The sequence below is a fragment of the Bacillus sp. SRI_025 genome, from assembly GCF_057592095.1.
Map to the genome: position 1 here is coordinate 219,194 of NZ_JBYEGB010000003.1, position 13,226 is coordinate 232,419.

Consider the following 13,226-nt stretch of genomic DNA (forward strand, 5'->3'; position numbering starts at 1 on the left):
ACCTTTGGAGGATAAAATGAGTTTGGATTTTGAACGTCCTATTATTGAACTAAAAGAGAAATTTGATGAATTAAAGAAAATGATGAAAGAAAATAATGTAGATTTATCGTCAGAAATTCATTTATTAGAAAAACGTTTAAATAAAATGCAAGATGAAATTTATTCTAATCTTACAGCTTTTCAACGAGTTCAAATTGCAAGGCTACGTAACCGGCCCACGACATTGGATTATATACCTTTATTGTTTACAAACTTTTTCGAACTTCATGGTGATCGATTATATGGTGATGATAAAGCAATGATAGGTGGTATTGCAAAATTTAAAGGAATGCCCGTTACGGTTATTGGTCATCAAAGAGGTAGAAGTACAAAGGAAAATATAGAAAGAAATTTTGGAATGGCTCATCCAGAAGGATATAGAAAAGCGCTAAGACTGATGAAACAAGCTGATAAATTTAATCGCCCTATTATTACATTTATTGATACAATAGGCGCCTATCCAGGGAAAGGGTCTGAAGAACGTGGAATTTCTGAAGCGATAGCTCGAAATCTATTTGAAATGGCTACACTTAAAGTGCCAATTGTTTGTATTGTAATTGGAGAGGCATCAAGTGGTGGAGCTCTTGGCATTAGTGTCGGTAACCATATCCATATGCTAGAGTATTCATGGTACTCGGTAATTTCACCAGAAGGAGCAGCATCTATCCTATGGAAGGACGCTAAGTATGCTCCAGAAGCTGCGGAACATATGAAAATTTCAGCAAAAGATTTAAAACAGTTAGGAATTATTGATGAAATCATCCCTGAAATGAAAGGTGGAGCACAAAATGATATCAAATCACAGGCAAAAATGATTGAATCTGTCATCGAATCATCTCTAAAAAAATTGATACCATTATCCTCAGAAGAGCTTATACAACAGCGATATGAAAAGTATAGACAAATAGAGAATATTTAAAGTCCGTATTACATTTCGGAGGATTCTTACAAAAAAGTTCTAAATATTTTGTAAGTAACCTCTTAAACTAGATATACTGATACTATTAAAAGATGTGTGATCAGTATGAAAAAGGATTTTCTTCCACCAATATTTTTCTAAATGTCCTCAAATCGTCCTCATAAAAAAACAGACCCTGCATGGTCTGTTTTCATTTTGCCTATATGTTTTGAGATTCCATCTCTCAGTCGCCGAGCCATATCTAAAGCAAAATAAGTCAAAATGCCATCGCATCCAGCGCGTTAGAACGACATTAATGATTCTTCAATTACAACATTTGCATCAAGCCAACCATTCTGAATTGCCGTCATCAACATTGAATCTTCTCCACTGAAGAAAGAATTTTGTTTATTCCTTACCTAATTTCTATAAAACACCTATATCTTATATTTATTATCACATCCAGCAATGTACAAAGCACCGAAAAAAGCTCCTGTAAAGGAGCCTTGTGATAGTTATGAAACTTGTTTATAAAAATACATCATTGAAAATTATTTATAATTGTACTTAATGCCTGCTTTAGCACAACCTTATCATCATTTGACAAGTTTTGAAGCGCTGTCTTGTTCAGCTCAATTGTTGCTGCTTCAACTTGATCTCTAATGACTAAAGATTTTTGAGTAGCCTCTACTAAAATATTTCTTCGATTGTTTGGATCTATTGTGCGTTCAATTAAGTCAGCTTTTTGCATTTTATCTAATATTCCAGAAACGGTTGAGGCTTCTAAATATACAAGTTCTCCAATTTGTTTAGGAGATAGCTGGCCCTCTCTCCATAGACAGTTCAACACACCATATTGAGCGGGTGTCAAATCACTTTCCTCTAAAAGTTTACTAAAGTACTTGAACACTTTATTTTGACTAACACTTAGTAAAAAATTTATGCACTCTGATAATTCCATTTTATCTCCCCCACATTGACTTCACCTATAATATCATGGTAGTTTTTTAATTGAAATACTTTTGCACCAGAAATATTTTGTTGTAATATATTTTTAGAGAGGAAGATACACAATGGATTCATTTAAAGCGATTCTAGTTACAGAAAAAAATGATCAAGTTAGTTATGATCTTCAAAATGTAAGTGTTAATGATTTATCTGAAGGAGAAGTATTGATTAAAGTAGCATATTCTTCAATCAATTATAAAGATATGCTGGCTGTTCAAAAAAATGGAGGTGTTATTCGTAACTATCCAATGATTCCTGGAATTGATCTAAGTGGGACTATCGTTCATACAACAGATCATCGTTTCGTAGAGGGTCAACAAGTGATTGTCACAGGTTTCGCTATGGGCATGAGCCACACTGGAGGTTTTTCTGAATATGCTAGAGTACCTGCGGATTGGATTGTACCTTTGCCAAATAACTTGACTTTAAAAGAAGCAATGATTTTTGGAACAGCAGGCTTTACCGCAGCTCTTTCTATCATGGCTTTACAGGAAAATGGTATGAGTACGAAAAAACAACCTAATATACTCGTTACAGGGTCAACTGGTGGAGTTGGTAGCATTGCTATACAATTATTATCTAAAATTGGGTACAACAATATTTTTGCTTTAGTGCGTAAGGATAATCAAGTTGATATAGCAAAATCTTTAGGAGCAGCTGATATCATTTTTGCAAACGAATTAGGAGAACTAAAAAAACCATTGAACAAGCAAAAATTTGACTTCGTCTTAGATACCGTAGGAGGAGATGTGGCTTCTGTGATCATTCCTCAAATTTCTTATGGTGGAAGCATGAGCATGTGCGGGAATGCAGGCGGAATTAAATTAACAACAACTGTGTTACCTTTTATTCTAAGAGGGATCAACCTTCTAGGGATCGATTCTGTAAATGTACCAATCAATAAACGCAAAGTAATTTGGAACGAGATAGCAAACGAATGGAATATCTCCCAAACGACTCTAGTCAATGAGATTACGCTCGATACGTTACCTGAAAAAATTGAAGCCATTAAAAATGGTCAACATTTAGGAAGAACCATTATTAAATATTAAGATAAACGAACTTTATTTATTTAAATTACACCAGACAAATATTGAATGTATTGATGCAGATACCCCATCCCAAACAGGTGGGGTACATCTATTCAAAAAAGAGCGGGACATGCTAGTGCTAAAACAACCTCAGATATTTATCATCATGTCACAAACAAATTAGAATTTAACACCGCAGAACACTTTAATCGTTTTAACCTAAAAAGAAACAATCTGCAAAAAACAAAAAAACCCTTGCTATGCAAGGGTTTCAACGATGATTCCGACTGGGCTCGAACCAGCGACCTCTACCCTGTAAAGGTAGATATATAGAATCCTGTAATTATCACCGATATCCTCAATTCACTCATAAACCTTGATACATAAGCTTCCTTTACCCTTTTGTATCCTCTTGTGTTCCTTCGTATTTTTTAAAAACCAAAAATTTTGTTACCTTTTTTGTTACCTTTTTTGTTACCTTTTTTGTTACCTTTTTATGCGCCTGTTTTAAGCTCTATCACCATTAATATATTTCACTAACATAGCTGCTGCGTACATAAAGAAAGCAGCGATTAAACCATTCACCATACTCCCAAACACGACAATCAGAATCTGTCCTGCGTAATCTGTCCATGTCTTATCTGGAAATACAGCAATGTTCCAAATACTCACCAGCATATAGAATCCAGTCACAACGATAAACGTCCAAACAACTAACTTTGATTTGAGCATTTACTGACAATCCCCCAACATCCATTTTCTTCTATGATAACATGGGTTCTTCTCCAATATCTTTGAAATATATCTATTGTATGGAAAAAACAAGAAGGCTATAATGTTAATATTAAAATCATATAGAAGGAGAAAGCAATGGATATCACTAATCCAAAAATTTTCATTTCATATAGCTGGACTACTGACGATCATCAACAATGGGTTCTAGACCTAGCAATTCGATTGTCAGAAGATGGAGTTGATGTTACTCTCGATAAATGGGATTTAAAAGAGGGACACGATAAATATGCTTTTATGGAAAAAATGGTTTCATCTGAAGAAATAGATAATGTTTTAATAATTTGTGACCGAGGTTACAAACCCAAAGCGGATAATAGGTCAGGAGGAGTTGGTGATGAAACTCAGATTATCACTCCTGAACTATACTCTGATATTCAGCAAGGCAAATTCATACCTATTGTCTCTGAACGAGACTCTAGTGGAGAAAATTTCATTCCCGCCTATATTAAAAGTAGGATATACATTGATCTTTCGAATGAAGATACTTTTGAAGATAATTATGAGCAGCTGTTAAGAACTCTTTATAAGGCTCCTAAACATAAAAAACCTGCTCTTGGAAAAGTTCCTTCTTATTTATTTGAACAAGAAATAAATCATTACAAAACACAAAATATTTTAAAACAGATGCGCTCAGCCCTAGACAAAAATCCTAATCGACTTCGGGTGATGTCAATGCAGTTTCAAGAAGCTTTCTTAGAAGAACTGGCATCATTGCATTTCACCAATGTCGATTTTCATGAGCTTGATGATAAGATAGTTGAAAGAATAGAAAATTCGAAACCTTTGAAAACAGACTTCATCGAGTTTTTAGAAATTTTAATAGAAGCTGATAAAATTAATTCAGATAATCTTAAAGACTTTTTTGAAAAATCTTTCACCTATACTAAACCACTCACTTCAAGAACAACTTATGAAATTGAATTTGATCATGTTAAATTCCTTATACATGAGCTTATTCTTTATTCTTTTCTATTATTAAACAAGTATAAATATTATAATATTATGGCTGATCTATTAAATGCTGAATTTGATTTAGAGGAAGTCACTTATGGACAAGAAATTGATTTATCAATCTTCAGATTTAATCTAAGATCATTAGACTATAGAATGGAAAAACTTAATTTACGTACTGTCTGCTTGCAAGCTGACTTGTTAGTTGAAAGAGCAGGAAAATATAAAAAAGAACTGATTGATATTGATATTTTATTACACTATTTTATCAGATCTAGAAGCTCACTTTACGGATGGTTTCCAGTAACTTATCAACATAAAGAATTTAGAAGTAAGATCAGTTTATTAAGAAATTTAAAGTCTGAAAAGCACGCGGAGTCAACAAAATCTTTATTTAATAGAAATTCGGTTGAAGAGCTTAAAGATTTTCTCATGAATTTTGGAGATATGGAGAAGCACATGAATTACTTTAGAAAGATTCCACATCCAAGAGAGTATATAAATCCCGATGAAATTGCTACTAAATATTAGTTAAAAACAAAATAAGATTGAACTTGAATTCTGAATCACTAAATCATTTACTTTCGTTATTAGTCTTGACTTGTCGTTTGCTTTTTGACTTGATAGGTTGAAAGCAATGGACAACGGCTGAACAAGTTGTCTTCCTGAATTTGCTTGTAAAAAAAATAAACAAACTCAGACAGGCGACTGATCATCTTGATAGTGTATCAAGCTTATGGTATCCGTATGTGTCACCCTATTTGCCGTTGGTTATTCTCCAAACAAGCCTACTGTGTCAAGTGTCCCTAACAGTTTCTCAGCGCTCAAACTTGGGCTTTTGATACCTGCATCGTCAGAAACGCTACACCCATCAACTTAATGGCAGCTTTCGTCCTTCAGATACATGTGCAAATAGGGAAGGACAGTGGTATGCTATTTTCATTTATTGCATTGTTATCAATGTGATTTTAAGAACTTTTTCATTTTAAATAGACAAAAGCCATCCTTGAATAATTCAAGAATGGCTTTTCATCAACGTCTTTTCATATGATTCCGACTGGGCTCGAACCAGCGACCTCTACCCTGTCAAGGTAGCGCTCTCCCAGCTGAGCTACGGAATCGGGTTATGTATCAGTTCTGGGCTTTCTGTTACTGACAGTCTCTATTATATAACCATAATAATAAAGCGTCAATGGTTTTGTTCAAAAAAGGTCAAAAAGCCGGCGGCTGTGCCGGCTTTTTTCTCTCCTTCTTTATGATTGGTTCACAAGGACGGGCTTTAACTGATCAAGTGCTTGTTTGAAGTCGCGTTTGAGGTCTTCTCCGTTTTCGACACCTACACTTAAACGAAGCAGCCCATCTGTAATCCCTCTTTTTTCTCTTTCTTCTTTTGGCATAGCCGCATGTGACATTTTGGCTGGATATGACAGAATCGATTCAACGGCACCGAGGCTGACGGCGAATACAGGTAATGTGACGGCATCCACCAATTCTTTGACTGCCGCTTGGTTTTCTAGTTCAAATGAGAGAACAGCCCCTGCTCCGCTTGCCTGCTTTCGCTGAATATCTGCACCCGGGTGATCATCTAAGCCTGGATAGTATACTTTTTTCACCGCAGGGTGTTCTTTAAGAAATGAAGCTAGTTCGAAGGCCGTTTGGCTTGCTTTTTCTAATCTCACCTGAAGGGTTTTTAACCCTCTTAACACAAGCCAGCAGTCCTGCACGCCAAGAACCGCACCGAAGGAGTTTTGCAGTGAATAGAGTTCCTCTCCCAGCTTCTCATCTTTTACCACGGCTAAGCCTGACAGCACATCACTGTGGCCGCTTAAAAATTTCGTTGCACTATGCAGAACAACATCCACACCAAGGTCCAGCGGACGCTGAAGGGCAGGCGTTAAAAACGTATTATCTAAGAAAGTCAAACAGTCATGCTCTTTCGCAATCTGTACGACACCTTCAATATCTGTAATGCCTAGTGTTGGATTTGACGGTGTTTCCATGTAAATGACCTTTGTATTCGATTGAATGCCTCTTTTGACTTCATTCAAATCCGTCATATCCACAAAGGTATGCTCAATTCCAAATCTCGACAGAACTTGAGTGATCATTCGGAAAGTCCCGCCATACACATCTCTTGTGACAAGCACATGATCTCCCTTAGATAATAGAAGAAAAGCAGTTGAAATGGCTGCCATGCCTGATGCAAAGGCAAGCCCTCTCGTTCCTCCTTCCAGCGCCGCAATCGTATCCTCTAATGCTTGACGTGTCGGAGTCCCCGATCTCGAGTAGTCATATTGACCAAATTCATCGAAGCTGCTTTGATGAAATGTGGATGCATGCTGAATCGGTACACTGACTGCACCTGTTGAACGGTCTGTTTTAAACGCATTATGAACGAGTTGTGTTTCGAGTGTCCAATCGTGTGTGGTCATTTGGCGTGTACCTCCTCTTTTACTTGTGATAGTGCCTGTTTCAGGTCTGCTTTCAGGTCATCTACATGCTCGATGCCAACAGAGAAACGGAGCAGCTTGTTACATACACCGTTTGCAATGCGAATTTCTTCTGGGATATCCATGTGCGTTTGCGTTGCAGGATACGTAATGAAGCTTTCGACTCCGCCAAGGCTTTCAGCAAAACAAATCGTTTTTAGCTGCTTTAAAAATGGATTGACCCAGTCCTCTTTAGCTACTCGAAATGACAGCATGCCTCCCTTTCCTGGATAAAGCACATCTTGAATTTCTGGCTGTTTCTTTAAAAACTCAGCCAGCTCCTTCGCATTTGCCTCGTGCTGACGCATTCTAAGAGCCAGCGTTTTCATTCCTCTCATTAAAAGCCATGAGTCAAATGGTGATAGAACCGCTCCAATCGCGTTTTGATGCTGGAACATGTCTTCAGACAGCTGCTCTCCTTTTGTCACCACAAGCCCTGCAAGAACATCATTATGTCCGCCTAAATATTTGGTTGCGCTATGAATGACAATGTCTGCTCCAAGCGTAATCGGCTTTTGCAAGACCGGTGTGTAAAAAGTATTATCGACAATCACCAAAGCGCCATGTTCTTTTGCAATCTTCGCTATTTTTTGAATATCTGCTTCCTGCATCAGTGGATTTGTCGGTGTTTCAATAAAGACCGCTTTTGTGTTTGGCGTGATTTTAGAGCGTAAACAGTCTTCATCTGAAAAATCATCATAAAGAAAACGTAAGCCGTATTTTTTCCATTCGTTTTCAAACAAACGGTATGTACCGCCATATAGGTCTGAAGAGACGATGAGTTCATCTCCACTTTCAAATAGAGCCATAATCGTTTGAATCGCAGCCATTCCCGAACTGAAGGCAAAACCGGCCGTCCCTTCTTCGAGTGAAGCAATTGCATCCTCTACGAGCTGTCTTGTTGGGTTTTTCGTTCGAATATAATCAAATCCTGTAGATTCCCCTATACCTCTATGTCTGTATGCTGTCGAAAGGTAAACGGGAGGACTGACAGTGCCAGTCACCTCTTCGCTACGGTTTCCAATCTGCGCTAATTTCGTTTCCACATGTTCTGTCATTTGACACCATCCTAAGTAAAAATCTGATTTCAAAACAGAAAACCCCTTCTTCATAAGAAGAAGGGGTTTAATCGCTTCCTCTTATCTTCCAAGCAAAAAAGCTGCTTGCTGGATTTAGCACCTTGGTACATCACATGAAGTGATGCATACCGGTTGCTGAGGTTTCAAAGGGCCAGTCCCTCCACCTCTCACGATAAGAATGTGTTGTCTGTCTGTTCTAATTCTTAATACTGTAACCCATTAAATCTCATTTTTCAAGGGGAAATGTCATGATTAATTAAAATTTTCTGTATTTTATAACAGAATCGATGTTATACGGTTTGATTGCATGTTAGCATATAGGAACAACGCTGTTTTTCGTGTTACAATGAATGGAAACGTTTCACTTTATGATGAATTTGGTTAGCTGGAGGAATGGATTATGGTGAAGAAAACAGGAATCATTCAAGAAGAAACCTTACAGTCAAAAGAACTTGGGGCGGACATGACTATTTTGATCTATTTGCCAGTCAATTACTCCCCCCTTTATACATATCATGTCATCATTGCCCAGGATGGTCATGATTATTTCCGCCTAGGCAAAATAGGCAGACAGGCAGAAGAATTGATGCAGAACAAAGAAATGGAACGCTCGATTATCATTGGTGTCCCTTATGAAAATGTTACGGAGAGACGGAACACGTATCATCCAGACGGCACAAAGTTTGAAGCGTATAAACGCTTTTTAGCTAATGAACTGGTTCCTTATATTGATGAACACTATCCAACCTATCAAATTGGATCAGGACGTACGTTTATTGGTGATTCACTGGGTGCGACGATTTCCCTCATGACAGCCATTGATTATCCTTCTTTATTTGGCGGGCTGATTTTGCAGTCCCCTTATGTTGACGAGTCGGTTCTAGAAGCCGTCAAACAGTCGACAGCCCTTTCTCATTATGCGATTATCCATCAAATTGGGCTGGAGGAAACCGCTGTGAAAACAACAGATGGCCAGGTGCTTGATTTTGTTCAGCCGAATGATGATTTAAAGGCCCTTCTTGAACAATCTGGAGCGGATTATTTATTTGAGACATTCGAAGGGGATCATAAATGGACGTATTGGCAGCCGCTCATTGCGCCTTCGTTAAAAAGAATGCTCCCATATTCGTTAATCAACTGAATTTTGTTATAATAAATAATAATAAATACTTTCTTATTCAGGAGGGAACATGATGAAATACGGAGTTGTTATATTTCCATCAAAAAAATTGCAAGATATTGCGAACTCTTACCGGAAGCGTTATGATCCGAACTATGCACTCATACCGCCTCATTTAACATTAAGAACACCTTTTGAATTAACGGATCTAGAAGCGGCTGAGGTCGTCTCAACGTTAAGAGATTATGCAAAAAATGCTTCTCCTATTACGTTACGTATTAAAAAATTCAGTTCATTCGCTCCTGTAAACAACGTCATTTATATGAAAGTAGAACCGAACGAGGACATCATGGCGCTCAATGAAAGATTGTACGCAGAGCCACTGGCTGGTACACCTGAATATGCCTTTGTTCCGCATGTGACAGTGGCTCAAAAACTATCAGATGATGAGCATTCAGACGTACTTGGTACATTAAAGCTGAGAAAGATTGACCATGAAGAAACAGTGGATCGCTTCCACCTTTTATATCAATTAGAAAACGGATCTTGGACCGTCTATGAAACATTTATTTTAGGAGAAGAGGGTTAAAGACATTTGAAAACAGTCATCGCAACAGAACAAACACAACGAGAAGATGCATATTACGTTCGAAAAGAAGTATTCGTCAAAGAACAAGAAGTTCCAGTAGAGATCGAAATAGATGAACTAGAGGACAAAGCCACCCATTTTGTCATTTACAATGATGACAAAAAGCCTCAGGCGGCCGCTAGACTGCGGATCATTGAGGGATCAAAGGCAAAGCTAGAAAGAATTTGTGTGTTAAAAGAGGCGCGCTCCTTCGGCCTTGGCCTCAAGCTATTAGAGGCGCTAGAAACAGAAGCAATTGCTAATGGAGCAAAAGAAGCGGTGATGCATGCCCAAGTCCATGCGCTTCCTTTCTACGAAAAGAAAGGCTACAAAGCGGTTTCTGAACCGTTTGAAGAAGCTGGAATCACCCATGTCAAAATGACAAAAACACTGTCTGTTTGACCAAAAGAAAAGCCAGAGCATTCAAGATGCCCTGGCTTTTTCTTTTTCATTATCGTTCGCCAATGGAAGAAAGCGCAATCATTTATATATACGTATTGATATGAACGCCTTTTCCTTCCTCCATAAACATATCTCGTACAAAGCGTTCCCGCTTTTTTTGCTGTACTTTCGTTTCCGCTTCTGTCACTAAGTCCTCTTTTTTCTCCAGCTCTCTGTAAATCTTGTCATGAAAGGTGCGAGTAACCTTTGTTACTTTCGCGTAGTCTTCTTTATCCTGAGGAGCTGGACGATTGATATATTGAAAATACAGATCCGGCTGAATCGGGGCTATATATCCCATCAAGAACGCCTCCTTTGCTTCTCTCTTACTCTACTATTCCCTAATTATGACTGTTTGAAACACGCCTCATTTGATATGATTAGATGTGTTTCATTTTAAGATTGATTGACTATTGGAGGACTAGCTTTGAAATGCGCACGACGACATGATCGAACGATCTCATTACATACGTATTCGAGAGAACATTATCAATTCCTCCATGACGAGGGAAAAAAAGGACAATTATTCTGCCCATATTGCGGACAACCGGTCTTTTTTAGATTAAATATACATGATGAACCTGCCTTTATTCATAAGCACATGTCTCAGCAAGAGATTTGTGAACAAGCTGAAGAACAAGCAGATCATAATCAAACGGCTGAACAGGAGGAAAAGGCTTCCTATAAAGAACTTGGCGGCTTCCGTTTTCCAACCGGCAAACAGATCATCTCGCAAACTAGCGAATCATATGACTGGCAGGAACCAAAGTCGATTCAATTTAGCGACGCCTTACATTTAGAAGAAAATGAACAAGTTCATACGATCGACCTCTTCCCGCATATCACCTTTAGCACACCGCAGCTTCAAGCTGTCACACATTTAGATGGTCCGATGCTTGTGCTGGCTGGTGCCGGCAGCGGGAAAACAAGAGTCCTGACGGCTAGAGCGGCTTATCTCATGTCCCATCATCATATTCCTGCTCACCATATTTTACTCGTAACTTTTACTACAAAAGCGAGCAGTGAGATGAAAGAAAGACTGCGCAAGCAATACCAGCTTCATCCTTCACAAGCCAGCCAAGTGGTGACAGGCACCTTCCACAGTCTTTTTTATAAAATGCTGCTTCACGATGACGCAAATAAATGGAACGGCCAGCATCTGATAAAGTTTGACTGGCAAAAGGAGCAATACATTCGAAAAGCCATAATGAATGAAGGACTTGATGAGAAAGACTACCCTACTGATCAAGTGCTGCAATCCATCGGCTATTGGAAAAATGCCTTTTTACCAGGTGAACTTCCTGATTTGAAGGATGAAAAGGAAAAACACATGTGGACGATCTATCAATCATATGAACAACAAAAACGAGATCATCAGCAATTTGACTTTGATGATATGGCGATTGCCTGCTTACATATGCTGACAGAACAGCCTGAACTGTTAAAACGGTATCAAGAACGATTCCAGTATATTTTAGTTGATGAATTTCAGGATATTAATCCAGTGCAATATCGCTTGATTCAACTTTTAGCCGGAGAATCAGAGCAGTTATTTTGTGTAGGCGACGATGATCAAGCCATTTACGCATTTAGGGGTAGCAATCCTGCTTTCATCCTTGAGTTCAAACAGGATTATCCTTCGGCTCAGATCGTCCATTTACATGCGAATTACCGCTCTCATCATACAATTGTCGCAAGTGCAGATGCGATTATTAAGAAAAATCAGCATCGTTATGAGAAGACGTTAAAAGCCGTTCGGGCGGAGAAAATTCCGCCGACGCTCTTTTATCCATATGATGAAGAAGAGGAAGCGACGATAATTGTCGCAGATATTCAGGAGAAAATTAAAAACGGCGCAAAGCCGAATGACTTCTGCGTGCTGTTTCGTACGAATACAGGCGGCCGTGCGATTTATGAACGGCTGCATCAATCGGCCATTCCGTATGAAACGGATGCTGGCGTCAAAGCCTTCTACAGCAGACGAATTGTTCGGGTACTCCTCGCCTTTCTTTCCTTAAGTCAGGATGCAGATGATGTGACCGCCATGAAACAGCTGCTGCCGGTTTTCTTTTTAAAGCAGCAAACGCTGAATACACTAAAGGCACTGACCATCACAGAGGATTGTTCAATGGTAGATGCGCTCGGTAAGCTGACAGATATACAGCCGTTTCAACGGAAAAAGCTGCAATCAATCGTTCCTTTGTTCCGAACGTTACGAACATTAAAGCCATCGGACGCGGTGACATTTATTGAACAAAAGATGGGACTCGGTGATTACTTAAAAAAACGGGTGAACGATACGAATGTACTTGAAAAAGGGACAGATGATGTACGTGATGTGAAAACAGCTGCCAAACGCTTTGAAACGATTGAAGCCTTTCTCGCACATGCCGAACATATGAAATCTGCCGAAAAGGAAAAAACAGATGAACCCGGTGTTCAGCTCATGACGATCCACCGTGCAAAGGGACTTGAATTCCAGACAGTATACATCACTTGTGTGGTCGACGGAGCACTGCCTCATGATTTCTCACTGGATGAACTCAGAAACGGTGATGAAGAAGCGCTGGAAGAAGAGCGCCGTTTATTATACGTGGCCATGACAAGAGCTGAACAATCTCTTTATCTGTCTGTTCCTTCATTTAGACGAGGCAAAACGGCTCATCGTTCTCGCTTTTTGTATCCTCTTCTAAAGAAAAACCGTGAATTATTTACGCAAAAACAACAGGCCCCCCTTTAAACGGAGA

Annotated in this window: 12 protein-coding genes, 1 tRNA gene and 1 riboswitch; of the genes, 7 read left to right on the plus strand and 6 right to left on the minus strand. The window is 38.8% G+C overall.

Annotation, left to right across the window (positions count from 1 at the left end):
* Nucleotides 1-16 precede the first annotated feature (16 nt).
* Nucleotides 17-958, plus strand: coding sequence for an acetyl-CoA carboxylase carboxyltransferase subunit alpha (locus AC20OE_RS10815; protein ID WP_126681993.1), 942 nt, complete (start codon nucleotides 17-19; stop codon nucleotides 956-958).
* Nucleotides 959-1,478: 520 nt separating this feature from the next.
* Here the strand turns inward: AC20OE_RS10815 and AC20OE_RS10820 are convergent.
* Complete coding sequence (locus tag AC20OE_RS10820; protein WP_106025275.1) at nucleotides 1,479-1,898, minus strand: MarR family winged helix-turn-helix transcriptional regulator; 420 nt, start codon at nucleotides 1,896-1,898, stop codon at nucleotides 1,479-1,481.
* Between the two features lie 112 nt (nucleotides 1,899-2,010).
* Between AC20OE_RS10820 and AC20OE_RS10825 the strand changes: the two genes are divergently transcribed.
* Nucleotides 2,011-2,997, plus strand: a complete 987-nt coding sequence (locus tag AC20OE_RS10825; protein ID WP_059377820.1) for a YhdH/YhfP family quinone oxidoreductase — start codon at nucleotides 2,011-2,013, stop codon at nucleotides 2,995-2,997.
* Nucleotides 2,998-3,483: 486 nt separating this feature from the next.
* Here AC20OE_RS10825 and AC20OE_RS10830 read toward each other — a convergent pair whose 3' ends face one another.
* Nucleotides 3,484-3,708: a hypothetical protein gene (locus tag AC20OE_RS10830; protein ID WP_212043404.1), complete on the minus strand. Its 225-nt coding sequence runs from the start codon at nucleotides 3,706-3,708 to the stop codon at nucleotides 3,484-3,486.
* 138 nt (nucleotides 3,709-3,846) lie between these two features.
* On the opposite strand from AC20OE_RS10830, the gene AC20OE_RS10835 reads away from it, so the two are divergent.
* Entirely contained in the window at nucleotides 3,847-5,253 is a 1,407-nt protein-coding gene (locus AC20OE_RS10835) for a toll/interleukin-1 receptor domain-containing protein (protein ID WP_487268845.1), read from the plus strand.
* 517 nt (nucleotides 5,254-5,770) lie between these two features.
* Here the strand turns inward: AC20OE_RS10835 and AC20OE_RS10840 are convergent.
* From AC20OE_RS10840 to AC20OE_RS10850, 3 genes are all read right to left on the minus strand, one after another.
* Nucleotides 5,771-5,843 (minus strand) — tRNA-Val (locus AC20OE_RS10840).
* A 132-nt stretch (nucleotides 5,844-5,975) separates the two neighbouring features.
* Complete coding sequence (gene metC / locus AC20OE_RS10845) at nucleotides 5,976-7,154, minus strand: cystathionine beta-lyase (RefSeq protein WP_039177864.1); 1,179 nt, start codon at nucleotides 7,152-7,154, stop codon at nucleotides 5,976-5,978.
* Nucleotides 7,151-8,269: a methionine biosynthesis PLP-dependent protein gene (locus AC20OE_RS10850; protein WP_024426452.1), complete on the minus strand. Its 1,119-nt coding sequence runs from the start codon at nucleotides 8,267-8,269 to the stop codon at nucleotides 7,151-7,153. Before AC20OE_RS10850 ends, metC begins: the two co-directional genes overlap by 4 nt.
* Nucleotides 8,270-8,347: 78 nt before the next feature.
* Nucleotides 8,348-8,469: riboswitch (SAM riboswitch) on the minus strand.
* A 221-nt stretch (nucleotides 8,470-8,690) separates the two neighbouring features.
* On the opposite strand from AC20OE_RS10850, the gene AC20OE_RS10855 reads away from it, so the two are divergent.
* From AC20OE_RS10855 to AC20OE_RS10865, 3 genes are read left to right on the plus strand one after another with little or no spacing between them, the layout of a single operon-like run.
* Entirely contained in the window at nucleotides 8,691-9,431 is a 741-nt protein-coding gene (locus tag AC20OE_RS10855; protein ID WP_099663163.1) for an alpha/beta hydrolase, read from the plus strand.
* Nucleotides 9,432-9,483: 52 nt separating this feature from the next.
* Nucleotides 9,484-9,999, plus strand: a complete 516-nt coding sequence (locus AC20OE_RS10860; protein WP_039177859.1) for a YjcG family protein — start codon at nucleotides 9,484-9,486, stop codon at nucleotides 9,997-9,999.
* A gap of 6 nt (nucleotides 10,000-10,005) precedes the next feature.
* A complete protein-coding gene (locus AC20OE_RS10865; RefSeq protein ID WP_039177857.1) occupies nucleotides 10,006-10,440 on the plus strand; it encodes a GNAT family N-acetyltransferase in 435 nt (144 codons plus the stop codon).
* Nucleotides 10,441-10,522: 82 nt separating this feature from the next.
* On the opposite strand, the gene AC20OE_RS10870 is transcribed toward AC20OE_RS10865, so the two are convergent.
* Nucleotides 10,523-10,780, minus strand: coding sequence for a hypothetical protein (locus AC20OE_RS10870; RefSeq protein WP_003210759.1), 258 nt, complete (start codon nucleotides 10,778-10,780; stop codon nucleotides 10,523-10,525).
* Between the two features lie 126 nt (nucleotides 10,781-10,906).
* On the opposite strand from AC20OE_RS10870, the gene AC20OE_RS10875 reads away from it, so the two are divergent.
* The gene (locus AC20OE_RS10875) at nucleotides 10,907-13,219 is read left to right on the plus strand and encodes a UvrD-helicase domain-containing protein (RefSeq protein WP_487268846.1); all 2,313 of its coding nucleotides are present in this window, start codon (nucleotides 10,907-10,909) and stop codon (nucleotides 13,217-13,219) included.
* Nucleotides 13,220-13,226 lie beyond the last annotated feature (7 nt).

Bases quoted from the DNA above. Each gene is read 5' to 3' on its own strand.
- AC20OE_RS10830 (WP_212043404.1), bottom strand. From the start codon at position 3,708: ATGCTCAAATCAAAGTTAGTTGTTTGGACGTTTATCGTTGTGACTGGA.
- AC20OE_RS10850 (WP_024426452.1), bottom strand. From the start codon at position 8,269: ATGACAGAACATGTGGAAACGAAATTAGCGCAGATTGGAAACCGTAGC.
- AC20OE_RS10825 (WP_059377820.1), top strand. From the start codon at position 2,011: ATGGATTCATTTAAAGCGATTCTAGTTACAGAAAAAAATGATCAAGTT.
- AC20OE_RS10820 (WP_106025275.1), bottom strand. From the start codon at position 1,898: ATGGAATTATCAGAGTGCATAAATTTTTTACTAAGTGTTAGTCAAAAT.
- AC20OE_RS10855 (WP_099663163.1), top strand. From the start codon at position 8,691: ATGGTGAAGAAAACAGGAATCATTCAAGAAGAAACCTTACAGTCAAAA.
- AC20OE_RS10815 (WP_126681993.1), top strand. From the start codon at position 17: ATGAGTTTGGATTTTGAACGTCCTATTATTGAACTAAAAGAGAAATTT.
- AC20OE_RS10835 (WP_487268845.1), top strand. From the start codon at position 3,847: ATGGATATCACTAATCCAAAAATTTTCATTTCATATAGCTGGACTACT.
- metC (WP_039177864.1), bottom strand. From the start codon at position 7,154: ATGACCACACACGATTGGACACTCGAAACACAACTCGTTCATAATGCG.
- AC20OE_RS10860 (WP_039177859.1), top strand. From the start codon at position 9,484: ATGAAATACGGAGTTGTTATATTTCCATCAAAAAAATTGCAAGATATT.
- AC20OE_RS10870 (WP_003210759.1), bottom strand. From the start codon at position 10,780: ATGGGATATATAGCCCCGATTCAGCCGGATCTGTATTTTCAATATATC.